This is a genomic window from Aquifex sp., from assembly GCF_056494385.1.
Genome location: NZ_JBSLZM010000033.1, coordinates 20,606 through 42,018, shown reverse-complemented (window position 1 = coordinate 42,018; position 21,413 = coordinate 20,606). Strand labels below are relative to the sequence as shown.

Annotated in this window: 25 protein-coding genes and 1 tRNA gene; 15 read left to right on the top strand and 11 right to left on the bottom strand. The window is 44.3% G+C overall.

Going from position 1 to position 21,413, the window contains the following annotated elements; translation table 11 throughout:
- The first annotated feature begins 31 nt into the window (after positions 1-31).
- From ACWB1W_RS02905 to ACWB1W_RS02880, 6 genes are all read left to right on the top strand, one after another.
- Positions 32-1,258, top strand: coding sequence for a ComEC/Rec2 family competence protein (locus ACWB1W_RS02905; RefSeq protein ID WP_479369898.1), 1,227 nt, complete (start codon positions 32-34; stop codon positions 1,256-1,258).
- Positions 1,259-1,268: 10 nt separating this feature from the next.
- A complete protein-coding gene (locus ACWB1W_RS02900; protein ID WP_479369897.1) occupies positions 1,269-1,760 on the top strand; it encodes a hypothetical protein in 492 nt (163 codons plus the stop codon).
- Positions 1,761-1,856: 96 nt separating this feature from the next.
- Entirely contained in the window at positions 1,857-3,011 is a 1,155-nt protein-coding gene (gene sucC / locus ACWB1W_RS02895) for an ADP-forming succinate--CoA ligase subunit beta (protein ID WP_479369896.1), read from the top strand.
- 15 nt (positions 3,012-3,026) lie between these two features.
- Positions 3,027-3,944 carry a succinate--CoA ligase subunit alpha gene (sucD, locus tag ACWB1W_RS02890; RefSeq protein ID WP_479369895.1) on the top strand — a complete coding sequence of 306 codons (918 nt, stop codon included), beginning with the start codon at positions 3,027-3,029 and terminating at the stop codon, positions 3,942-3,944.
- 64 nt (positions 3,945-4,008) lie between these two features.
- Positions 4,009-4,239 (top strand): ferredoxin, encoded by a 231-nt coding sequence (locus ACWB1W_RS02885; RefSeq protein ID WP_479369894.1) that lies wholly within the window; start codon positions 4,009-4,011, stop codon positions 4,237-4,239.
- Between the two features lie 36 nt (positions 4,240-4,275).
- On the top strand, positions 4,276-5,031 hold the full coding sequence (locus ACWB1W_RS02880) for an MBL fold metallo-hydrolase (protein ID WP_479369893.1): 756 nt from the start codon (positions 4,276-4,278) through the stop codon (positions 5,029-5,031).
- Here ACWB1W_RS02880 and ACWB1W_RS02875 read toward each other — a convergent pair.
- The gene (locus ACWB1W_RS02875; RefSeq protein ID WP_479369892.1) at positions 5,014-5,901 is read right to left on the bottom strand and encodes an AEC family transporter; all 888 of its coding nucleotides are present in this window, start codon (positions 5,899-5,901) and stop codon (positions 5,014-5,016) included. The two genes, ACWB1W_RS02880 and ACWB1W_RS02875, sit on opposite strands and share 18 nt — an antisense overlap.
- Entirely contained in the window at positions 5,902-6,987 is a 1,086-nt protein-coding gene (gene mqnC / locus ACWB1W_RS02870; RefSeq protein ID WP_479369891.1) for a cyclic dehypoxanthinyl futalosine synthase, read from the bottom strand. It lies immediately after the preceding gene.
- 41 nt (positions 6,988-7,028) lie between these two features.
- On the opposite strand from mqnC, the gene leuD reads away from it, so the two are divergent.
- Together leuD and ACWB1W_RS02860 are read left to right on the top strand one after the other, a co-directional pair.
- Positions 7,029-7,529, top strand: a complete 501-nt coding sequence (gene leuD / locus ACWB1W_RS02865) for a 3-isopropylmalate dehydratase small subunit (RefSeq protein ID WP_479369908.1) — start codon at positions 7,029-7,031, stop codon at positions 7,527-7,529.
- 2 nt (positions 7,530-7,531) lie between these two features.
- Complete coding sequence (locus tag ACWB1W_RS02860; protein WP_479369890.1) at positions 7,532-9,286, top strand: ATP-dependent DNA ligase; 1,755 nt, start codon at positions 7,532-7,534, stop codon at positions 9,284-9,286.
- A gap of 165 nt (positions 9,287-9,451) precedes the next feature.
- Here ACWB1W_RS02860 and ACWB1W_RS02855 read toward each other — a convergent pair whose 3' ends face one another.
- Genes ACWB1W_RS02855 through ACWB1W_RS02840 form a run of 4 tightly spaced genes read right to left on the bottom strand, consistent with a single transcriptional unit; the run spans position 9,452 to position 12,142 of the window.
- Positions 9,452-11,017: a sigma 54-interacting transcriptional regulator gene (locus tag ACWB1W_RS02855; RefSeq protein WP_479369889.1), complete on the bottom strand. Its 1,566-nt coding sequence runs from the start codon at positions 11,015-11,017 to the stop codon at positions 9,452-9,454.
- Between the two features lie 13 nt (positions 11,018-11,030).
- Complete coding sequence (locus ACWB1W_RS02850) at positions 11,031-11,417, bottom strand: SCP2 sterol-binding domain-containing protein (RefSeq protein WP_479369888.1); 387 nt, start codon at positions 11,415-11,417, stop codon at positions 11,031-11,033.
- A 33-nt stretch (positions 11,418-11,450) separates the two neighbouring features.
- Positions 11,451-11,786: a DUF2173 family protein gene (locus ACWB1W_RS02845; protein ID WP_479369887.1), complete on the bottom strand. Its 336-nt coding sequence runs from the start codon at positions 11,784-11,786 to the stop codon at positions 11,451-11,453.
- A gap of 14 nt (positions 11,787-11,800) precedes the next feature.
- Entirely contained in the window at positions 11,801-12,142 is a 342-nt protein-coding gene (locus tag ACWB1W_RS02840; protein ID WP_479369886.1) for a DUF2173 family protein, read from the bottom strand.
- Positions 12,143-12,301: 159 nt separating this feature from the next.
- On the opposite strand from ACWB1W_RS02840, the gene ACWB1W_RS02835 reads away from it, so the two are divergent.
- Positions 12,302-13,807 (top strand): NAD(P)H-hydrate dehydratase, encoded by a 1,506-nt coding sequence (locus ACWB1W_RS02835; protein ID WP_479369885.1) that lies wholly within the window; start codon positions 12,302-12,304, stop codon positions 13,805-13,807.
- 3 nt (positions 13,808-13,810) lie between these two features.
- Positions 13,811-13,900: transfer RNA gene (locus ACWB1W_RS02830), tRNA-Ser, on the top strand.
- A 2-nt stretch (positions 13,901-13,902) separates the two neighbouring features.
- Here the strand turns inward: ACWB1W_RS02830 and ACWB1W_RS02825 are convergent.
- Genes ACWB1W_RS02825 through ACWB1W_RS02805 form a run of 5 tightly spaced genes read right to left on the bottom strand, consistent with a single transcriptional unit; the run spans position 13,903 to position 18,118 of the window.
- A complete protein-coding gene (locus ACWB1W_RS02825) occupies positions 13,903-15,030 on the bottom strand; it encodes a pyridoxal phosphate-dependent aminotransferase (RefSeq protein ID WP_479369884.1) in 1,128 nt (375 codons plus the stop codon).
- Positions 15,031-15,051: 21 nt separating this feature from the next.
- Entirely contained in the window at positions 15,052-15,765 is a 714-nt protein-coding gene (locus ACWB1W_RS02820) for a DsbC family protein (protein WP_479369883.1), read from the bottom strand.
- Positions 15,762-16,025 (bottom strand): hypothetical protein, encoded by a 264-nt coding sequence (locus ACWB1W_RS02815; RefSeq protein WP_479369882.1) that lies wholly within the window; start codon positions 16,023-16,025, stop codon positions 15,762-15,764. The genes ACWB1W_RS02820 and ACWB1W_RS02815 overlap by 4 nt, the downstream gene beginning before the upstream one ends.
- Positions 16,025-17,599, bottom strand: a complete 1,575-nt coding sequence (gene leuA / locus ACWB1W_RS02810) for a 2-isopropylmalate synthase (RefSeq protein ID WP_479369881.1) — start codon at positions 17,597-17,599, stop codon at positions 16,025-16,027. Before leuA ends, ACWB1W_RS02815 begins: the two co-directional genes overlap by 1 nt.
- A gap of 42 nt (positions 17,600-17,641) precedes the next feature.
- The gene (locus tag ACWB1W_RS02805; RefSeq protein WP_479369880.1) at positions 17,642-18,118 is read right to left on the bottom strand and encodes a hypothetical protein; all 477 of its coding nucleotides are present in this window, start codon (positions 18,116-18,118) and stop codon (positions 17,642-17,644) included.
- A 77-nt stretch (positions 18,119-18,195) separates the two neighbouring features.
- Between ACWB1W_RS02805 and rplM the strand changes: the two genes are divergently transcribed.
- From rplM to ACWB1W_RS02780, 5 genes are read left to right on the top strand one after another with little or no spacing between them, the layout of a single operon-like run.
- Positions 18,196-18,630 (top strand): 50S ribosomal protein L13, encoded by a 435-nt coding sequence (gene rplM / locus ACWB1W_RS02800; protein ID WP_459774618.1) that lies wholly within the window; start codon positions 18,196-18,198, stop codon positions 18,628-18,630.
- Positions 18,627-19,070, top strand: coding sequence for a 30S ribosomal protein S9 (gene rpsI, locus ACWB1W_RS02795; protein WP_479369879.1), 444 nt, complete (start codon positions 18,627-18,629; stop codon positions 19,068-19,070). Before rplM ends, rpsI begins: the two co-directional genes overlap by 4 nt.
- The gene (argC, locus tag ACWB1W_RS02790; RefSeq protein WP_479369878.1) at positions 19,055-20,077 is read left to right on the top strand and encodes an N-acetyl-gamma-glutamyl-phosphate reductase; all 1,023 of its coding nucleotides are present in this window, start codon (positions 19,055-19,057) and stop codon (positions 20,075-20,077) included. The genes rpsI and argC overlap by 16 nt, the downstream gene beginning before the upstream one ends.
- A 22-nt stretch (positions 20,078-20,099) precedes the next feature.
- Complete coding sequence (dnaN, locus tag ACWB1W_RS02785; protein WP_479369877.1) at positions 20,100-21,191, top strand: DNA polymerase III subunit beta; 1,092 nt, start codon at positions 20,100-20,102, stop codon at positions 21,189-21,191.
- A gap of 2 nt (positions 21,192-21,193) precedes the next feature.
- Entirely contained in the window at positions 21,194-21,409 is a 216-nt protein-coding gene (locus tag ACWB1W_RS02780) for a hypothetical protein (RefSeq protein ID WP_479369876.1), read from the top strand.
- Positions 21,410-21,413 lie beyond the last annotated feature (4 nt).

Sequence of the window (21,413 nt, the reverse complement as noted above, 5' to 3'; positions counted from 1 at the left end):
ATAATATAATAACGAACCTCTTCTTGGAAGCATGTTTAGGGGGAAAGTAATTATACACTTTCTCTTTTTTCTCCTTTCCCTTGTATATGCTTATAAAAAAGCTTACCTTCCCAACTTTAAGGAATATACCGTTTATTTAAAACTTGAAATCACCGGCCAGTGGGAGATTGAGGGAAACAAAGCAGTGGCAACGGTAAGGATTGAAAAATCGGAAATTAAAGAACTTGAAGGAAGGAACGGAGTAATTATCCTAAGGAAACCTTTTTACATTCCCGAGTCAAGGAGGATAGAAATTTTCGGAAATGTCAGCGTTAAGAATAACAGCATTTTTGTAACAACTTACCCCTGGGAGGTTGAGGAACTACCTCCAAAAAATGAAATTAGGGAGTTATTCATAAGACGCTTTGAGAAAGTTGTAAAAGACGAAAAGTTAAGAGCATTGGGACTTGCCTTTATATTCGGTGAGAGTAAGAGAAACCTACCCGTTGAACTTGAAAGGGCCTTCTTACATACAGGCTTAATTCATGTTCTCGTTGTTTCAGGGCTCCACGTAGGACTCGTCTTTCTTATTCTCTCAAAACTTCTTCCGAAACTAAAGGGGGAGTTTATAGGCCTATTAGGCGTATTACTTTACGCTTACTTTCTCGTTCCCCACAACCCTCCCGTTCTAAGGGCTACACTAATGTTCACACTTTACGTTTTTTCTTTACTCTCCTTCAGAAAATACTGCTCCCTCTGTTCCCTCTTTTTCGTTTCAACACTTTTATTAGTCCTATTTCCCCATTTTGCATTCTCCTACTCCTTCTGGCTTTCCTTCTTTGCGGTTCTCTACATAATTCTCATTCTGAAAGAGCTTGAAACCACTAATTTAGTTAAGGGGTTCCTGGTTTCCTTCTCAGCCTTCACCGGGACAGCTCCGCTCGTAGGGAGTTTTTCCTTCATAACGCACTTTTCCGTTTTGCTCACGCCTATTCTTTCTCCGCTCATACTCTCTTATGCCTTGTTTTCCGTATTGTCGCTTATAACCCTTTTTAGCTTTCCTCCGAGCGTTATATTTATGGACCTGAGCGGAAAGCTAATACTTCTCATAGTTCAGAGTTTTTCTGAATTCTCACCCTTAATACTTACGAACTTAAGTAAAGAGGAAGCCTTTATTTTAAGCGTAGCGGGTGCGGTAGGTTTAGTTTTAACAAGAGGTTACTACAGGCTAATTCCTTTAATCCTTGTAAATATGTATCTTTTAGTTAAAAGCCTTTAGAATAAGAGGTATGGAAGGAGTAAAGTTTTTAAGCGGAGAAATAGAAAATCTGAGGGAGAGAATAGAAAAGATTGAGGAAGGTCTAAGACACATACCAAGGGAACTTGGAGAGCTTGAGAGGGAGCTTGAAAAGGTAAGGAGGGAGCTAACAAGGAAAGAGGAGGAAGCCCTTGCAATCGCAAGGAAGATAAGGGAAAAAGAACATGAGTTTACAGAATTAAAGCAAAAGATATCCTATCACGACAAGTATTTGAGAAGAGCAGACTCCCCCAGGGAATACGAGAGATTGATGGAGGAAAGAAATAAGCTTGTTGAAAAAGCCTTTAAACTAAGTGAAGAGATAAATAACCTAAGGAGTGAATACGAGAAGGTAAAGGGGGAGGAAATAGAACTCTTTAAGAAAGAGCAGGAGCTTGAGAGGGAGATACACAGACTGAGGAAAGATACAGGGCTCTCCTTAACGAGCTCAGAGGTCTTATGCAGCTACTTGAGAGGAAGATAACGGAAGTGGAAGAGAAGTACGCTCTCTAATCTCTTCTCTTTTTTTATTTAAAATAAAATAAACTTTTGTTTTATTCATAAGCACAGGAGGTGCTCTATGAAGCTTCACGAGCATCAGGCTAAAGAGATATTTGCAAAATACGGAATACCTGTTCCCGAAGGAAAGGTTGCTTTTTCCCTTAAGGAGGCAAGAGAGGTTGCAGAAGAACTGGGTGAATTTCCACTTGTCGTGAAAGCCCAGATTCACTGCGGAGGAAGAGGTAAGGCGGGAGGTGTTAAGGTAGTAAAGGATATGGATGAGCTTGAGAAAGCTGTTGATGGAATGCTCGGAAAGGTTTTAAAGACTTTCCAGTGTCCTGACGGAAAACCCGTAAACAGGGTTCTCATAGAAAAGGCTACGAACATAGATAAGGAGTATTATCTTGCGATAACCCTTGACAGGTCAAAGTCAAAGCCCGTGATAATGGTTTCAGCAGCCGGAGGGATGGAGATAGAAGAGATAGTTAAGGAAAATCCTGATGCGATAATCATAGAAACGGTAGACCCGGAACTCGGCCTTATGCCTTACCAAGCGAGGGAGCTTGCCTTCAGGTTAAACCTTCCGGTTAAGGAGTTTGCAAACATAGCCTTAAAGCTTTATAAGATTTACTCGGACCTTGACGCTTCCCTCGTTGAGATAAATCCCCTCGTTCTCACAAAGGAAGGAAATCTAATAGCCCTTGACGCAAAGGTTGACATAGATGATAACGCCCTATTTAGACACAAGGACCTTGAAGAAATGGAAGATGAGAGCCAGATTCCCGAGCTTGAAGCTGAGGCAAGGAAATACGGCCTCAATTACATAAAACTAAACGGAAATATAGGTTGTATGGTAAACGGAGCGGGGCTCGCTATGGCAACTATGGACATAATAAAGCTTGCGGGAGGTGAACCTGCTAACTTCCTCGATGTGGGTGGAGGCGCGAACGTAGAACAGATAGCCAACGCGTTCAGAATTCTAATGGCTGACCCCGACGTTAAAGCGGTGTTCATAAACATATTCGGTGGAATACTGAGGGTTGACAGGCTCGCCCAGGGACTCATAGAGGCGTCAAAGATGGTTGAACTGAAAGTTCCCGTAGTGGTAAGACTTGAGGGAACAAACGTAGAAGAAGGAAAGAAGATGCTCCAAGAGTCCGGACTAAACTTTATCACCGCAGAAGATATGTGGGACGGCGCTAAGAAAGCTGTTGAACTTGCGAATAAACAGTAAGGGAGGTTATTAAGTATGGCTATACTGGTGAATAAAGATACCAAAGTTGTAGTTCAAGGTATTACGGGAAAAGAAGGCTCTTTTCACGCAAAGCAGTGTAAGGAATACGGAACAAAGATTGTAGCAGGAGTCACGCCCGGTAAAGGTGGACAGGAAGTTGAGGGTATACCCGTTTTTAACACCGTAAAGGAGGCGGTAAGGGAAACGGGAGCGAACTGTTCCCTCATATTCGTTCCCGCTCCCTTTGCGGCGGACGCTATAGTTGAAGCACTGGATAGCGGTATAGAGCTTGTCGTGTGCATAACTGAGGGTATACCCGTTAAGGATATGATGATGGTAAAGGACTACATGGTAAAGAACTATCCGAACGCCAAACTTATAGGACCGAACTGCCCCGGAGTTATAACCCCCGGAGAAGCAAAGGTAGGTATAATGCCCGGACACATATTCAAGAGGGGAAAGATAGGTATAGTCTCAAGGAGCGGAACACTAACCTATGAGGCCGCACACCAGCTTACGAAATACGGACTGGGACAATCAACGGCGGTAGGGATAGGAGGGGACCCCGTTCACGGACTTACCCACAGGGACGTAATAGAGATGTTTAACAAGGACCCCGAGACCGAGGCCATACTCATGATAGGTGAGATTGGGGGAACGGAAGAGGAAGAGGCTGCGGAATACATAGAAAAGGAAGTTGAAAAACCCGTTTTCGCCTACATTGCCGGAATTACCGCACCGCCCGGCAAGAGAATGGGACACGCGGGAGCAATAATCACGGGAGGTAAGGGAACCGCAAAGGCCAAGATGGAAGCCCTTGAAAAGGCAGGAGCTTACGTAATAGAAAACCCCGCAAAGATTGGAGAAACGGTTGCGAGGATTCTGAGGGTTGTTGAACTTGAAGAGGAAGAAAGAACATACGAAGCTGAGTAAGATTATATTAATATTTTCTTATTCGCATTATCTTTAAGAAAAACTCTTAAAGGAGGTAAGTGCCATGGGACTGAAGGTTAGAGTAGACCAAGATACTTGCACCGCTTGCGAGCTTTGTTACGATAGAATTCCCGAAGTCTTCAAGAACGCAGGAGACGGCATAGCGGACGTCGTAAGGTGCGACATAGAGGACGACGAAGGATGCTGGATGAGGGTTCCCGAAGGACTGGAAGATGAAGTCCGGGAAGTCGCAGACGAATGCCCCAGCGGTTCCATAATCGTAGAGGAAGAATAATCCCCTTCCCTTTCCTTTTTATAAATTTTTTTTGCCTTGGCTGAGAAGCTTATCTTTCTCGGAACGGCCGGCGGAAGAATTGTAACCTTTAACCTCATAAGACGCTCCGGGGGTTTCCTTATAGAAAAGAACGGCGGTTATCTTCACGTAGACCCGGGACCCGGAGCATTTGTATACCTACACCAGTTGGGTATAGACTACAGAAAGATAGACCTGGTTATTCTATCTCACTACCATTTGGACCACTCCGCTGACCTCAACACCGTTCTTGAGGCTGCAACAAACGGCGGGAAGTATAGGAACGTTTCCCTGTTTGCACCGAAAAGTGCGGTTATAGGAGAGGATAGGGTTTTACTCCCTTATCTCAGAAAGAGGCTCGTTAAGGAGGAGTTTTTCTCTGAAGGTTCGGAACACACCTATAAAGACTGGAAGGTTAAAGCGGTAATAAGGCATAAACACCACGGAACGGAGACTTACGGTCTCTTCATAAACGATAAAGTTGTTTACGTCTCCTGTGCGGGATTCGAAGAAAGGATGCTTGAGCTATACCCGAAAGAACCGGAGGTTATGATAATAAACACAACTTTTTACAAAAAAAGAAACCATATAGAACATCTCTCCGTGGAAGATGCGGAGATACTCATACGTGAGTTAAGACCCAAAAAAGCTGTAATAACTCATTACTCCATGGAGATGCTTGAAATGGACCCCGAAAAAGCGGCAAAGGAGCTTTCGGATAAAACGGGGGTTAAAGTAATTTCCGCTAAAGATAACTTAGTTATGGAAATTTAGAAGCTTCACAAAAAGGGGGACGGTAAGAAAGCTGAGCATTATACCGAGCGTTATTGAGGAAAAGGCTAGTTTGTAGTTTAGCTCGTATTTAAGAGCCAATACACCTGCAAAAACCATGGGAGGCATGGCTGTTTCCATTAAAGCTACCCTGTAGGGAAGGCCTTTAAGATTAAGAGCTTTAAACAGGATAAGAAGAATAAATGGAGTTAAAACCATCTTTATAAGAAGGGAGAGAAAAAGTGCCTTAATGTCATAGGACATACCGCTAAAATTAAGACGAAGTCCCAGAGAGAACAGAATTACGGGAATGAGAGAAAGGGAAACAACTTCTATACTGTATTCAAGAAACTCGGGAAAATGCCTATTGTGAAAAATAAGAGAAAATATAAGGGCTATGAAGGGCGGAAAGGTAATAAGCTCCCTTATACTCATCCTTCCTATCGCTATAAATAAACCGACGGTTATTACCATAAGGAAAGAACCGAGTTGGTCGTAAATAATTGCATACTTGAGTCCCTCCTTTCCTTCAAATACAAAAACGAAGGGATATCCCATAAAGGCTGTATTTCCGAAGGTTGATACCAGGAGAAAAGCCTTAAAGCTCTTTTTATCAAGACCGAGAAGCTTTCCCGTGAGAAATGCCAAGAGAAGGGCTGTGATTATTGAAAACCAAGCGATTAGAGGTATTACAAGAGTATCACTGTTTATCTCTGTGAACCTTAAGTTCTGAATAACCGCAGAGGGAAGTGCAAAGTATATAACGTAGTTTATAAAAGCCTTTGAGTCTTCTTCTTTAAAAAGGTTTAGGCGTTTAAAAAAGTAGGCGGAAAAGAGAACGAGGAGTATAAAGAGGGTTTTTTCTAATAACATTCAGTTGAATATCTTAATAATGTTGTAGTAGGTGTCCCTCTGGGCAGGAATAAATCCGGCGGACTTAATAGCCCTTACCATATCTTCAACCTTCGGAATTCTAACCTTAAAGCTCGTTGAGGATATCACGTTTTCCTCTATCATGACACTACCCAGGTCATTAGCTCCGAAGTGAAGACCTATTAGACCTACAGGCATAGTCTGGGTTACGTGAGAAGACTGAACGTTTTTAAAGTTATCAAGGTAAATCCTTGAAAGAGCAAGAACCTTAAGGTAGTAAGTGGTCGTCGCTTCCTCAACGTGGTCAAGCTCCGTATTTCCCTTTTTAAAGGTCCAAGGTATGAACGCTGTAAAGCCTCCCGTTTCGTCCTGAATTCTCCTTACCCTATCAAGGTGTTCAACAATGTGTTCAATACTTTCAACGTGTCCGAACATCATCGTCGCCGTCGTTGTCATACCGAGCTTATGGGCTGTTCTGTGAACCTCTTCCCATTCCTCAACGGTGCACTTACCCGGAGAGATTATATCCCTCACCTCTTGGGACAGTATCTCGGCACCCCCTCCCGGAACCGACATAAGCCCTGCTTTTTTAAGTCTTCTTAAAACCTCCTCAACACTCAGTTTTTCTTTCTTTGCTATGTAAGCTATCTCCGGTGCGGAAAAACAGTGAATCTGAACTTGAGGAAAAGCCTTTTTTATACGGGATATCATATCCTCGTAGAACTCTAAGGGAAGGTCGGGATTTATCCCACCCTGCATAAGAAGGGTCGTTCCTCCCCACTCAACAAGCTCCCTGACTTTATTAAGAATCGTGTCCATATCGAGGACGTAAGCGTCCTCGTCGGATTTTCTCCTGTAAAAGGCACAGAACTTACACCCAGCTATACAAACGTTCGTGTAGTTAACGTTCCTGTCTATAACAAAGGTTACAATGTTATCGGGATGTAGCTTCTTCCTTACATAGTTTGCAAGGTTTCCGAGAAGGACGAAATCGGCATTCTCCCAGAGATAAAGGGCTTCCTCCGGATAAATTCTTTCTCCCCGGAGGATTTTAGTTTTTATCTCATCTATAGATAAAGTTTTCATTCTAATACCTCCTCTAGAGGTTAATATTAAATATTATGCAGATGAAGATTAGAGGTAGGGTTTGGAAGTTCGGAGACAACGTAGATACCGACCAGATAATTCCCGCAAGGTATCTCAACACATCCGACCCCTACGAGCTTGCGAAGCACGTTATGGAAGACAGCGAACACCCCAACTTTGCAAATGAACACAAGGAAGGGGATATAATCGTAGCCGGAAGGAACTTCGGTTCTGGCTCTTCAAGGGAGCACGCACCCATAGCGATAAAGTATGCGGGCGTTCCGGTGGTGGTTGCAAAGTCCTTCGCCAGGATATTCTTCAGAAATGCGATAAACATAGGTCTTCCCATAGTTGAAGCTCCGGAGGCGGTAGACGAAATACAGCATGGTGATGAGATAGAAGTTGACCTTGAGAAGGGGATAGTTAAAAACTTAAGAACGGGTAAGGAATACAAAGCTACCAAGTTTCCCGAAACCCTTCAAAATATCCTTAAGGCGGGAGGCCTCATGGCTTACGCTAAAGAGAAACTCGCAAAGAAGTAATCATGGAATATAGACTCCTCGCGGAGTTTTACGAGAGGATAGAGAAAACAACAAGCAGACTTGAAATGGTTAAACACCTAGTTGAACTTTTCCGCAGCACCCCTAAGGAGTTAATAGATAAGGTCGTTTACCTCTCAACAGGTAAGATAGCTCCCGAATACACGGGGCTTGAGTATAACTTCGGGGAAAAGCTTGCCATACGTGCCCTATCAAGAGTTTTAAAGATTCCCGCATCTGAAATAGAAGAGAAAGTCAGGGAGAAAGGAGACCTTGGAGAGGCGGGAAAAGAACTTTACGAACAATTGGGCTTTAAACCGGAAGGTAAGCTTACCGTTGAGGAGGTTTACAAGGGACTTCTCGGTATAGCAAAAGCTGTAGGGATAGGCTCCCAAGAGAGGAAGATAAGGATATTTACAGAGCTCTTGAAGAAGGCAACACCTGTTGAGGTTAAGTATCTTCTCAGGACTATAACCGAGCGGTTGAGATTGGGGATAGGAGACAGCACAATCCTGGATGCCCTCGCTCAGGCTTTTACGGGAAGCTCCTTAAACAGGGAGCTCCTTGAGAGGGCTTACAACCTGTGTTCAGACCTCGGATACGTCGCAAAGGTCCTGGCGGATAAGGGCCTTGAAGGTGTAAAGGCTATAAAGATAGAAGTCGGAAGACCTGTTAGGCCTATGCTCGCTGAAAGAATGTCAAGTTCCGTCTTAATCCTTAGAAAGTTGGGAGGAAGGTGCGGAGCAGAGTATAAATACGACGGGGAGAGGATACAGGCTCACAGGAAAGGAGATAACTTTTATCTCTTTTCAAGGAGACTTGAGAATATAACTCACCAGTATCCGGACCTTATAGAGTTCCTTAAAGAGGCAATAGACCGCGACTTTATTGTAGAACTTGAAGCAGTTGTTATAGACCCTGTAAGCGGTGAGATAAAGCCCTTTCAGGAACTTATGCACAGGAAGGTGAAATACGTAACGAGGTATCACCTCCGGAAGTATCCCGTTGCCGGCTACCTTTTTGACATAATATACCTTGACGGTGAAGATTTGACTCTCAAGCCCTACCCCGAAAGGCGGAAAATACTGGAGGAAGTTGTTAAAAGAACAGAGCGCATAGACCTTGTTCCGAGAAAGGTAGTCCGGACTCCCGAAGAGCTTGAGGATTTCTTTTACAGTGCCATTGAGGAAGGTTGTGAGGGACTCGTTTGTAAGTCCCTTGCTCCCGATTCCGTATACCAGGCGGGAAAAAGGGGCTTTCTCTGGATAAAGTATAAGAGGGATTACAAGTCCGTTCTTGCGGACACCCTTGACCTGGTGGTTGTAGGCGGATTCTGGGGTAAAGGGCAGAGAAAGGGAACTTTCGGAGCCCTCCTTATGGCCTGTTACGACCCCGAGAGTGATACCTTTAAAACCGTTACGAAAGTTGGAACGGGGTTCACCGAAGATGACTTCAAGAAACTTGAGGAGATACTTATGCCCAGAAAACTTGACCACAGACACCCGAGAATCAACTCCATACTTGAGGCTGATATGTGGTTTGAGCCTTACCTCGTTCTTGAGATAGCTGGAGCAGAGCTTACCTTAAGCCCCGTTCATACCTGCGGTTGGGGAAAGGTAGCGCCGAGCAGGGGAATAGGTTTAAGATTTCCCCGCTTTACGGGAAGGTACAGGTTTGATAAGAGACCCGAAGATGCTACAACGGAACAGGAAATAATAGAGATGTATAAGATACAGAGAAAGGTAAGGGTTATCTCCTGAATTTCTTTTAGAAAGGGCCTCCCGGGCGGGAGGCCAAAAATCGGTGGAGGGAGGTGGGGGGAGGGAGGGGCTTTCTCAACTCCTTCCTTCTTTTTTTCCTCCATCCCCGTTTCTTTATAATTATATTATTATATCCTTCACAAGGAAATAGGATTTAAATCATATTTACGAGAGCCCGTATTCCTTTAGCTTTCTCCATAGGGTGGTTCTGTGCATACCGAGAAGTTTCGCGGCTAAACTCTTGTTTCCCTTAGCTTTCCTCAGTGCTTCAAGAATTCTTTCCTTCTCACCGATTTCCTCACTCTCTATCTTACACCTTTTTACGTCTTGGGGTAAATCCTCTTCCGTTATAAATCTACCCTCGCAGGTAACAACACAGCTCTCAATTATGTTTTCCAGCTCTCTTACGTTTCCCGGGTAGTCGTATGAGAGAAGAACTTTCATAGCTCCCGGTGTTAAGCCCTCAACTTTCTTGCCGTATTTCTTAGTAAATTTCTTGAGAAAGTAATCAACAAGGTGAGGGATATCCTCTTTCCTTTCCCTTAAGGGGGGAATTTCAACGTTAACAACGTTAAGCCTGTAGTACAGGTCTTCCCTGAACTTACCTTCTTTAACGAGCTTTTTAAGGTCTTTATTGGTTGCGGCGATTATTCTCACATCAACCTTTCTCGGTTTCAGGTCTCCTATTCTCTCAAACTCTCTTTCCTGTATGAAGTGGAGAAGCTTTACCTGAAGGTGTAACGGAAGTTCCCCTATCTCATCAAGAAAAAGGGTCCCTCCGTTTGCGAGCTCAACCTTTCCCGGTTTGTCCCTTACCGCTCCCGTAAAAGCACCCTTGTTATACCCGAAAAGCTCTGCTTCAAGTAGGTTCTCGGGTATAGCACCGCAGTTTATCTTTACGAACGGGTTATCCCTCCGCGGTGAAAGGAGGTGAATATACCTGGCCAGTAGGGTTTTTCCCGTTCCGGTCTCTCCCGTTATGAGTATATTCACATCAAGTTCGGCAACGCTTTTTATTTTCTCAAGAACCTTTATAAACTTAGGACTTTTCGTTATTATTCTGAAATCTTCCTTCTCCGTTATAAAGAGTTCAGGGACAACGTAAAAAGATAAAACGTATCCCTTTCCTACGGAAAGCCGTGATACAAGAACGGAAGCCTTTTGCTTACCGCAAGGAGTCTTTACGTAAATGTCTACCCGTTCTCCTTCGGAAGGAAGCTCCGTAACCGATAACCCTATTATCTCCTTTATATTTTTCCCTTTTATCTCGCCCAGCTCACTGCATAAAACCCTTTTTGCGGAGCTGTTGTGCTCAAGAACGTTTCCCTTTTCGTCTGTAACTATAACCGCTTCAACGATAGAGTTAAGTATAACCTCTACGAACTCCTTCTGTTTCTTTACTTCTTGCATGTAATGGATTACCTTGCTAACATCCCTGAATATCTCAATTACTCCCGAAAAGCTTCCCTTATCGTAGTTAGGGGACATACTGAGACATACGTGCTTTCCGTTCTTAGTAATAACGTCGTATACCTGAACCCCCCTCTCTTCTTCTTCAACAAGTTCAAGGGGGCAGTTTTTACATATGGAGAAGAGGCCATAACAAGAAGCCCCCTCCTTTACCTCCTCCCCGAGCATCTCACGGGCTTTCTTATTTGCATAAACAATTTTTCGCTCCTTATTTATAACGAGAACGCAATCAAAAAAATTGTCAAAGAGCCTGTAATCCATTTCTGTAATTAAGTTAATCCCAGTTTGTAGGAACTTTTCCCATCAGCCTTAAGGACTCTTCAAAGGCACCCATATACCTCATTGCGGTTATCATAGACCCCTTGAACTTCAGCCTTTTTGTAAGCATAGCTGCTCTTGGGCCCATCTCACCGCTTGCGAGCTTTTTCCAGTTTTCAAGACTGGCCCAAAGCTCAAAGTCATACCCGTCTTTAGAAGCCTTTCCGGCGGATACCGCTTTTCCGTTCTTTACTATAAGCTCAACCGCTTCCTCAGGATTTCCTTCTACATAATACTTTATGGAAGCGGAAAAATCCTTAAGGCTATTCTTTAACTTCTCGTTTTCGTTCCAGAGCTTTGCATACTCTTTAATCCATTCTTCCGAAAGAAATCTGTATCCCATAAGCCAACTCCGGAAAAGGTATAAAAAGAGGGCTTAAAGCCCCGCTTCTTCTCTTAGAGCTTTAAACACTTCGTTGAAGGATACTTCGTCGTTTTTAACGAAAACACCCACGTTTCCCACAACGCATACGGAGAACTTAGGTCCCGTAAGTGCCCAGCCTATTAAAGGTGTCCATTCCTGTCCCGAGAAAGCGGTATAACCGTCACACTGCATCTTTGCCATTGCGTTATTTGCCGCACACATCTCCGCAGCCATGGCCGCCTCTTCTTCCGTTATATCTCCTTTGTAAGCTACGAGTTTTCCGTCGTCCGAGAACTCACCCGCAGCAAAAACTCCCTTGATTTGTAAAAGCTTATCAAGGTTCGCCATATCACCACCTCCTCTTAGATGTATTTAGAAAGGGTTTCAAAAATCTTGTCAAAGTCCGCCTTCTCAAGCTCAACGAATACACCGACGTTTCCCATTATGCATGCAGCGTATTTACCGCCCGCAACCGCAAAACCTACGACGGGGTAAAAGCCGTCTTTACCCGTATAGGCACTCCATCCCTTCGCCTGCATATTCCCCATAAGCTTATTTGCGGCACACATCATAGCGGCTATTTCCGCAGACCTCTCGTCAATGTTACCGTAGTAAGCAAGTAGTCTCCCGTCGTCCGAAAACTCCCCCGCGGCCACAGCACCGGGAATGGACATAAGTTCTTTTAGCTTGCTAAGGGTAGCCATCTTCTCACCTCCTAAGTGGTTTTTTCGTAAAAATTCCTTGCAAACTTCGTGCCGGAATACCTGCGTGTTAATCAGCGGGGTTATTAAAAAGGAAGTGTTGCATGTTGCAACACTGTTGCATCGTGTGTTTCAACACCGAAAAAAATAGAATGTAAGAGTATGAAGGTTCTGAAAGCCGAAGAAATGGCGAAGATTGACAGAATAACTATAGAAGAGATAGGTATTCCCTCCTTGGTTCTTATGGAGAACGCAGGAAGGGGGGTTTACGAGGAGATTCTTAAACACTTTCCCGAAATTAAGAAGGTTTTAATAGTTGCGGGAAAGGGGAATAACGGAGGGGATGGGATAGTCGCGGGAAGGCATCTATTTCTGAATGGATACGAGGTTGATATCTTTCCCGTCTTCGGAGAGGTTAAAGGAGATGCTAAGGTTCAGCTTGATATAGCACAAAGGCTCGGGATAAGAGTTCTGAAGGAAAAACCCGATTTTAATAAATACGACCTCATAATTGACGGCATTTTCGGAACAGGATTTAAGCCTCCCGTGAAGGGAAGCACAGGGGAGATAATTAAGGAAATTAACAAAAGCGGTGTAAGGGTTGTTAGCGTTGATATACCTTCGGGTTTAAGTGCTGATACAGGGGAGATTTTTGAACCGTCCGTAAAAGCAGACCTCACGGTTACCTTCCAGTTTCCCAAGGTTTGCCACGTTATCTTTCCCTCTGCAAAGCTGTGCGGAAAGATTGTCGTTAAGGATATATCAATTCCCGAGTTTCTTGCAAAGGATATAAAAAGAAACCTGCTCTTTGATAAGGAGCTAAAGCTATACAGAAGGGAAGAAGACACTTACAAAACGAGAGAGGGACACGTCTTGATAGTGGGGGGGAGTGCGGGAAAGACGGGAGCGGTTGTTATGTCTGCAAAGGCAGCAACGAGAACGGGAGCGGGACTCGTGAGCGTAGGTGTTCCCGAAGGTTTGAATCCCATCGTTGAGAGCTTGATAATTGAGGAGATGAGTATACCCCTTAAGGGGAGGGATAGACTCTCTGTTTTCTGTGTGAAACAAATTCTTGAGCTTCAGGATAGACACCATATCCTCGCTCTCGGTATGGGTATGGACAGGTATGAGGAGGGACAGGATATTGTCATAACCCTTCTTGAAAGGTGGGAAAAGCCCTTACTTCTTGATGCAGACGGATTAAACAACCTTGCGGATTACGGAGACTACACACCCCTGAAGGAAAGGAGGATTCCTGCTGTTCTCACACCTCACATAGGCGAGTTCTCAAGGCTTACTGGCTATGATACCAAAACAATAACCTGTAATCAGATAGACCTCGCATCCGAGTTTGCCGATAAAAATAACTGCTACGTTGTCCTTAAAGGCGGAAGAACGGTTATATCAACTCCCTCGGGTGATGCTTACGTATTTACAGAGGGAACACCGGCGCTCGCAAAGGGCGGAACGGGGGACGTTTTATCGGGCATACTTTCAGCACTCATCCCTAAGATGGAAACCCTTGAAGCCTTAAAACTCGGTGTCTTTCTTCACGGAACCGCAGGAAAGTTGGCGGAAACTAAGTTTCACAGGGAAAGTGTTAAAGCCCTTGACGTGGTTGAGTGTATACCCGAGGCTTACAGAGAACTTGAAGCTAAAATTAATTAATTAGACGGGGTGGCCGAGCGGACTAAGGCGGGGGACTCGAAATCCCCTGGCGGGTTTACCGCCCGCCCGTGGGTTCGAATCCCACCCCCGTCGTTCTAAGAGATACTCTCAAGAAACTTCTTTATCCTCTCTACACCCTCTTTCAGTTCCTCAACACTTCTCGTATACGCAAACCTTACGTATTTTTCCGTTTTGTTCTTTCCGAAATCAACACCCGGGGTTACAGCTACCTTAGCCTTTTGCAAAAGTTCAAGAGAAAACCTGTAAGAATCCTCTGAGAAATCACTTATATCCGCCCAGATGTAAAAAGCTCCTTGGGGTTTTGCCCTTATCTTGAAAAGTTTTTTTAGCTCACCGTAAAGGAAGTCTCTTCTTTCCTTAAAGACCTTCTTAACGTCCTCAAGGTATTCATAGTCAAAAGCTCCGAGTGCCGCATACTGGCTCAGTGTCGGTGCCGATATAAAAACGTTTTGAATAATAATTTCAGCCTTTCTCACGAGATTTTCGGGGAGTATCATCCATCCTATGCGGAAGCCCGGCATACAGAAGAACTTTGAAAATCCGTTTATAACTACTACGTTATCCGAAAACTCAAGGGCTGTATGTTCCTTTTCTTCGTAAACGAGTCCGTGATATATCTCGTCCGAGATGAGGGCTATACCTCTTTCTTCGCAAAACTCAACCAGCCCTTTAAGGCTTTCTTCCGAGTAAAGGGTCCCCGTTGGGTTTTGGGGTGAAGAAATGTGAACGGCCTGAGCGTTTAAACCTTTAATCATCTCGGGTATTATCTCGTAATTTGTTTCCTCATCAACGTTTACGAAAATGGGATTCACATCAAGCAGGTAGGCAAAATTCTTATAACAAGGGTAAGAGGGGTCCGGAAGGATTATTCTATCCCCTTCGTTCAACAGAAGCGCGTAAGCAACGAGAAAGGCTCCGGACGTTCCCGTAGTTATAGCTACCCTCTCGGGTGAAACCTCAACTCCGTATTTTTTATAGTAAAATTCGCTAACCTTTTCTCTTAGTTCCCACAGTCCAAGAGCAGGAGTGTAAAAGAACTTTCTCTCTTTTACAGCCCTCTCAAGCTCCTCAATCACCTTCGGTGATGGGTCAAGGTCCGGCTCCCCTATCTCCATATGTATTACGTCTTCATACTTCTTTGCCTCTGATAATATGTCCATAACGATGAAAGGGGATAGTTTATCAACGCGGTTCTTTCCCATAAGGAAAATTTTAAGAAAGGCTCATTTTATGAGTCTGTCTAAATCCTTCTCACTCCTGGGAAGACCCACCTGAACTTTTCCGTTCATACCTATAAGCGTAGGTGTTCCGCTAACACCCAGCTTGGAGAGAAACTCTATGTTTTTCTCAACCTTTTCTTTCCCCTTTTTACACAGGTTCTTAGGTTCAAAGTCCTTATGAACGTATTCGTAACCCTTACCGCTACATATTATGTCTATAGCCTTATCCTTAGCCTTGGGGTGTATCGGAAGGGGATAGAATATATGCCTTATCTGAACATCGTTTTTATTTGCCCACTCCTTTAAAATGGGCTCAAGCCTTCTGCAGAAGGGACAATCGGGGTCCGAGATAAAGTAGACGTATTTATCCCCCTCTCCGTATATTAGGTCCGTTAACTTCTCAAGCTCCTTAAGGGTTTTTTCGTCAACCTTTGCAAACTTGTCCTGAGCTTCCGCGGTTAGGTTCTTCATATTTTTTAGGTCAAAAACGTTTCCGATAATTAGGTAGTTCATATTCTCGTTAACGTATAAAACCACGGGTCTCAATCCGTTCTTAACGACTACTTGGCATAGATTTAGGTCCTTAACGGGGGATACGTTAATCACTTCCATGTTCTTTCTGAATAGTCTGTCTACCAGGTTTTTAATGTCCTTTTCGGGGGGACAAGTTGCGAAAACAAAGCTTCCGATAAGACCCAAAAAGAAAAGCTTTTTCATACCACCCTCCTGAAAAACACCTTTAGTTTTTCAAAAGCTCTATTCATAAGTATACCTATAAAGATTAATATAAGGATTTCCAGAAAAACCAAGAAAACACCCAAAAGCGGGTTTTCCTTTAGAAGCTTTAGAGTGTTTACGAAAACCCAGGTGTAAGTTATGCCAAAGAGAGCCCAGAGGACGAAAAACCCGAAAACGAGAGCCAGAAGAGGAACGAAAATAAAGCGCCAGAAAAATCGGGTTATGAAAATTCTCCACATTAAACGGTTCCCTCTTCCCTAATCTCCTCTCTCTGGAGTATGTATTCCTTTCTAACTATAGCCCTGTTTAGAGCATCCGTAAACGCTTTAACACTCGCCTTAATTATGTCCGTATCAACTCCCATTCCCGAGGCCTTCACACCGTCAAGCTCAAGAACCACACGTGCTTCCGCTTGTGCATCCGTATTCGGTGTAAGAGCTTTTATGGAGTAGTCAAGAAGCCTCGGCTCTATACCGAGGGCTTTCTGTATGGCCTTTATTGTTGCGTCAACGGGTCCGTTCCCCGTAGAGGTTGCTTCCCTTTCCTCCCCTTTGAAGAGGAGCTTTACCGTAGCGGTCGGTATCATGTTATCCCCGCTCTGAACTTGGAAGTGGAGAATCTTTAAAGGTTCTTGGTCTTCTATCTTCATAAACTCCTGGTATATGAGGGCTTCAAGGTCCTCGTCGTAAACCTCTTTCTTCCTGTCCGCGAGTTCCTTGAACTTCTCAAATATCTTGTCAAGCTCTTCCTTTGTAAACTTAAAGCCGAGTTCCTCAAGCCTTCTTTTGAGTGCGTGTCTTCCGCTGTGTTTCCCGAGAACTATCCTGCTCATGGGGAATCCCACGTCCTCGGGGTTCATAATTTCGTAAGTCATCCTGTGGCTAAGGACCCCGTGCTGGTGTATTCCGCTCTCGTGGGCAAAGGCGTTATCCCCGACTATTGCCTTATTGGGCTGGACAAAGTTACCCGTAATCCTGCAAAGGAGTCTTGAGGTTTTGTATATCTCCCTTGTATTTACTTCGGTGTATAGGTCCCCGAAGAAGTCTTTCCTTACCTTTAATGCCATAACTACTTCTTCAAGGGCAGCGTTGCCCGCCCTTTCACCTATTCCGTTTATGGTGCACTCAACCTGTCTCGCTCCGTGTTTTACCGCGGTTAGTGAGTTTGCGGTTGCAAGTCCAAGGTCGTCATGACAGTGAACGCTGAGTATAACCTTGTCTATGTTCGGAACGTTGTTCATTATATCCTCTATGAGCTGTCCGAACTCCTCCGGGATTGCGTAACCCACCGTGTCGGGTATGTTTATAACGGTAGCTCCGTGCTTAATGGCGGTCTCTATAGCTCTGTAGAGAAACTCCCTCTCGCTTCTCGTTGCATCTTCACAGGAAAACTCAACGTCATCGGTGAAGTTTCTCGCAAAGGATACAGCTTTCCGAATTCTCTCCAGAACCTGGTCGGGTGTCATCCTGAGCTTATACTCCATGTGGATAGGGGAGGTTGCTATGAAGGTGTGAATCCTCTTTTTTTCGGCCGGTTCAAGGGCTTTTGCAGCAATCTCTATATCACTTTCAAGTGCCCTTGCAAGGGAGCATATAACGGGACCTTTTACCTCGCTCGCTATTCTCCTTACTGCTTCAAAGTCTCCTTTTGAGGCTGCAGCAAATCCGGCCTCTATTATATCAACACGGAGTTTTGCAAGCTGGTGTGCCATCTGGAGTTTTTCCTCTGTCGTCATGGAGAATCCCGGTGCCTGTTCTCCGTCCCTCAGCGTGGTGTCAAATATGTAAACTTTTTCTCCCATTCTTTCCTCCATAATGAATTGAAAATAATTCTCAAATAAGAAAAGTCAACGAAATTACCCTACCTTCTCCTTTACCCTCCTCTCAAGGTATTTCTTGTAGGGGTTGCAATTCTTCACATAATCCTCAAGGGTAAGCTTTCCATCCTCGGGATACTTAAGGTTGTTAAGTGCGTTCTCGAGTCTTTTCTTAGTTTCTTCCGAGGGGAACTTCTTGTATACATTCGTTGCAGCTTCAAACTCTTTGACCCTCTTTTTTATCTCCAGACCTTTGGATAGGGTTTCTTCCGCACTCTTTAAAGCTTCTTCCGCTTTTGCCTTTACCTCATCGGATAGTTTTTTTACGTTAGGAAGAACTTCTTTTAACTCCTTAATCTTCTCTTGGAGCTTGTTTGTCGTCTTTAAAACGAGGCCTCCGCTTGCACATATCTCTTTACCCTCATAAAAAGCTTTCTTTATGTAGCCTTCAAGTGCCTGGGTGAGGTTTCTAACGTCGTTTGTGAGAACTTTTACCTTCCCTTCTGTGAATTTCATTCCTCAACCTCCTTCTTTAACGCTGAAAATATTTTATAGTATAATTACTTATTCGCTAATACGGAGAGGTGAAAGGGATGAAAACTTACAGGATTAAGCCCAACGAGGTAGAACGCAAGTGGTGGGTTGTTGACGCCACGGGTAAAACCCTCGGAAGACTTGCAAGCGAGATAGCGAAAATTTTAAGGGGAAAACATAAGCCCTATTATCAGCCCGACGTTGATTGCGGAGACTTCGTCATAGTAATTAACGCGGAAAAGATAAGGGTTACGGGCAAAAAACTGGAACAGAAAAAGTATTACTGGCACAGCAGGTATCCGGGAGGACTGAAAGAGAGAACACTAAAGTGGATGCTTGAGAACAAGCCCGAAGAGGTTATAAGACTTGCGGTAAAAAGAATGCTTCCGAAAAACAGGCTCGGCCACAGGATGCTTAAGAAGTTAAAGGTTTACAGGGGTCCCGAGCATCCCCACCAAGCTCAAAAACCCGAACCTCTGGAGGTTGAAGCATGATGGAAAAGTTAAAGGACTTTAAGATAACCCCCGAGAATTCCTATTACGCAACCGGAAAGAGAAAAGAAGCGGTCGCAAGGGTTTGGCTTCTCAGGGACCACCCTAACACCTTCATAGTTCGTTCCGACAAGACGAAGAAGGAGTATAACTTAAGGGACTACGTTCAGAGGGAAACACTCTTTAACAAGATTATGTATCCCTTCAAGCTCACGGGGCACGAGGGTAAGTTCGGCATATACGCAACCGTAAGAGGAGGAGGCATATCCGCCCAAGCGGAAGCTATAATGTACGGCATTGCCAAAGCACTTCTCCAACACAACCCCGACCTCCGACAAACCCTTAAGAAGGCAGGACTCCTCACAAGGGACGCAAGGGAGAAGGAAAGGAAGAAATACGGTCAGATGGGTGCGAGAGCAAAATACAGATGGAGCAAACGTTAAGGATTGTTGTATTCGGTGCCACCGGTTATACCGGCATAGAACTCCTTCGTTCCCTTCTTTCCCACCCCTACGTTGATATAAAAGCCCTTGTTTCCCGGACTTATAAGGGAAAGAAGGTAGGAGAGGTTCTCCCTTTCTTGGGTGACACCTACATATCGGAGCTTGAGTTTACCGATAAGCCCCCGGAGGATTACGAACTTGCCTTTTTATGCCTGCCTCATGAGGTATCCTACGAACTGGTTCCCGAACTTTTAAAAAAGGGAAAAAAAGTAATAGACCTTTCGGGTGCATACAGGATAAAGAAACGTGAGGTTTACGAAGAGTTTTACGGTTTTGAACACCAAAGGGAGGATATTTTAAAAGAGGCGGTTTACGGTCTTACTGAAGTGTTCAGGGAGGAGATAAAGAAAGCTTCCTTGGTTGCAAACCCCGGTTGTTATCCTACAGCTACCCTTCTCGCGGTTTACCCTTTCCTGAAGGAAAATTTAAAGCTTGAAAACGTAATCGTTCATGCCCTTTCGGGAGTAAGCGGTGCGGGAAGAAAGCCGAAACAACACTTTCACTTTCCCGAGATGACCGAAAACTTCTTTAACTACGCTGTAGAAAAACACAGGCACATCCCGGAGATGGAAGACGTAATAAGTAGGATAACGGGAAAGGAGTTAAAGCTTCGTTTCACCCCTACCGTCGTTCCCGCATCAAGGGGAATGATATCCACCGTTTACCTGAAATCCGAAAAGGTTAACGTAAGGGAGCTTTTTGAGGAAACTTATAAAAACGAGATATTCGTAAGAATTTTAGACGTTCCGCCCCACACCAAGTGGGTTCTCGGGACGAATTACTGCCTCATACATCCCCATTACGATGAGAGAACGGATACATACGTGATAATATCCTGTATAGACAACCTCGGTAAGGGTGCCTCCCTTCAAGCGGTTCAGAATATGAACGTAATGTTCGGTTTTGAGGAGAATGCCGGTCTCTTTCACACTCCATTGTTTCCCTGAGGTGTTATACTAAATTATCAACATGAAAGTTAAGGTGGACAGGGAGGAGCTTGAGGACGTCCTAAAAAAAGCAAGGGAAAGCACGGAAAAGAAAAGTGCCCTCCCTATACTCGCAAACTTCCTTATAGAAGCCTCGGAAGATAAACTCACGGTTAAGGCAACAGACCTTGAGAACTACCTCGTAGTTTCCCTAAAAGTGGATGTTGAAGAGGAAGGGGTCATTTGTGTTCACTCTCAGAAACTTTACGATATAGTTAAGAACCTGAGTTCCGCCTACGCATATCTAAAAACCGAAGGTGAAAAGCTCGTTGTTGAGGGGGGAAGGAGCGTTTACAAGCTCCCCGTAGCCCCCCCCGAGGATTTTCCCGAGTTTCCCGAGTTTATGGAAGAAGGGGAAAGCCTTTCGGGAACTTTCCTGCTTAACGGTATAGACAAGGTTGAGTATGCGATATCAAAGGAAGAAGGAAATATAGCCCTTCAAGGTATGTATATGAGGGGATACGAAGACAGGATTCACTTCGTGGGTTCCGACGGACACAGGTTAGCCTTATACGAACCCGAGGGAAACTTCTCCTCAGAGCTCTTAATTCCGAGAAAGAGTTTAAAGGTTTTGAAGAAGCTCGTTACCGGTATTGAGGACGTTAAGGTGGCAAAGTCCGAAGAAGAAAGTTTCGGATACTTTATAACCTCCGAGTGGAAACTTGCGGTTAGACTCCTTGAGGGGGAGTTTCCCGACTACATAAGCGTAATTCCTCAGGAGTTTACCGCAGAGGTTCTGTTCGCAGCTGAAGAGGTTTTAAAGGTGTTGAAAAGACTAAAATCTCTCTCGGAGGGAAAGGCCTTTCCCATAAAGATAACCCTTACCGATAACCTTGCCATCTTTGAGTTTGCGGACCCCGAGTTCGGTGAAGCGAGGGAAGAGCTGGACGTTGAGTATACCGGGGAACCCTTTGAGATAGGCTTTAACGGAAAGTATTTAATGGATGCCCTTGACGCCTTTGACAGCGAAAGGGTCTGGTTTAAGTTCACTTCTCCCGATACAGCAACCCTTATTGAGGCTGAAGAATACGAAAAAGACCCTTATAAATGTATAATTATGCCGATGAGGGTATAAGTATGAGGAGGTGGGTTTTATTACTTCTTTTAGGTGTTTTAATGCTCCCTCTTTTCTCCGAAGCAAAACCCAAGAAGAAGAAGTATTACGCCTACAAAAATAAGTATTACAAGAAGTATAAGAGAAAGTATCGCATAAGGAGGTATCCCTACAAGGCTAACATAAGGGTTAACGCGGAAAAACTAAAGCTCAAGGAGATGATGGAGGAGTTATTTTAAGAGA

Bases quoted from the DNA above. Each gene is read 5' to 3' on its own strand.
- ACWB1W_RS02905 (WP_479369898.1), top strand. From the start codon at position 32: ATGTTTAGGGGGAAAGTAATTATACACTTTCTCTTTTTTCTCCTTTCC.
- ACWB1W_RS02900 (WP_479369897.1), top strand. From the start codon at position 1,269: ATGGAAGGAGTAAAGTTTTTAAGCGGAGAAATAGAAAATCTGAGGGAG.
- sucC (WP_479369896.1), top strand. From the start codon at position 1,857: ATGAAGCTTCACGAGCATCAGGCTAAAGAGATATTTGCAAAATACGGA.
- sucD (WP_479369895.1), top strand. From the start codon at position 3,027: ATGGCTATACTGGTGAATAAAGATACCAAAGTTGTAGTTCAAGGTATT.
- ACWB1W_RS02885 (WP_479369894.1), top strand. From the start codon at position 4,009: ATGGGACTGAAGGTTAGAGTAGACCAAGATACTTGCACCGCTTGCGAG.
- ACWB1W_RS02875 (WP_479369892.1), bottom strand. From the start codon at position 5,901: ATGTTATTAGAAAAAACCCTCTTTATACTCCTCGTTCTCTTTTCCGCC.
- mqnC (WP_479369891.1), bottom strand. From the start codon at position 6,987: ATGAAAACTTTATCTATAGATGAGATAAAAACTAAAATCCTCCGGGGA.
- leuD (WP_479369908.1), top strand. From the start codon at position 7,029: ATGAAGATTAGAGGTAGGGTTTGGAAGTTCGGAGACAACGTAGATACC.
- ACWB1W_RS02860 (WP_479369890.1), top strand. From the start codon at position 7,532: ATGGAATATAGACTCCTCGCGGAGTTTTACGAGAGGATAGAGAAAACA.
- ACWB1W_RS02855 (WP_479369889.1), bottom strand. From the start codon at position 11,017: ATGGATTACAGGCTCTTTGACAATTTTTTTGATTGCGTTCTCGTTATA.
- ACWB1W_RS02850 (WP_479369888.1), bottom strand. From the start codon at position 11,417: ATGGGATACAGATTTCTTTCGGAAGAATGGATTAAAGAGTATGCAAAG.
- ACWB1W_RS02845 (WP_479369887.1), bottom strand. From the start codon at position 11,786: ATGGCGAACCTTGATAAGCTTTTACAAATCAAGGGAGTTTTTGCTGCG.
- ACWB1W_RS02840 (WP_479369886.1), bottom strand. From the start codon at position 12,142: ATGGCTACCCTTAGCAAGCTAAAAGAACTTATGTCCATTCCCGGTGCT.
- ACWB1W_RS02835 (WP_479369885.1), top strand. From the start codon at position 12,302: ATGAAGGTTCTGAAAGCCGAAGAAATGGCGAAGATTGACAGAATAACT.
- ACWB1W_RS02825 (WP_479369884.1), bottom strand. From the start codon at position 15,030: ATGGGAAAGAACCGCGTTGATAAACTATCCCCTTTCATCGTTATGGAC.
- ACWB1W_RS02820 (WP_479369883.1), bottom strand. From the start codon at position 15,765: ATGAAAAAGCTTTTCTTTTTGGGTCTTATCGGAAGCTTTGTTTTCGCA.
- ACWB1W_RS02815 (WP_479369882.1), bottom strand. From the start codon at position 16,025: ATGTGGAGAATTTTCATAACCCGATTTTTCTGGCGCTTTATTTTCGTT.
- leuA (WP_479369881.1), bottom strand. From the start codon at position 17,599: ATGGAGGAAAGAATGGGAGAAAAAGTTTACATATTTGACACCACGCTG.
- ACWB1W_RS02805 (WP_479369880.1), bottom strand. From the start codon at position 18,118: ATGAAATTCACAGAAGGGAAGGTAAAAGTTCTCACAAACGACGTTAGA.
- rplM (WP_459774618.1), top strand. From the start codon at position 18,196: ATGAAAACTTACAGGATTAAGCCCAACGAGGTAGAACGCAAGTGGTGG.
- rpsI (WP_479369879.1), top strand. From the start codon at position 18,627: ATGATGGAAAAGTTAAAGGACTTTAAGATAACCCCCGAGAATTCCTAT.
- argC (WP_479369878.1), top strand. From the start codon at position 19,055: ATGGAGCAAACGTTAAGGATTGTTGTATTCGGTGCCACCGGTTATACC.
- dnaN (WP_479369877.1), top strand. From the start codon at position 20,100: ATGAAAGTTAAGGTGGACAGGGAGGAGCTTGAGGACGTCCTAAAAAAA.
- ACWB1W_RS02780 (WP_479369876.1), top strand. From the start codon at position 21,194: ATGAGGAGGTGGGTTTTATTACTTCTTTTAGGTGTTTTAATGCTCCCT.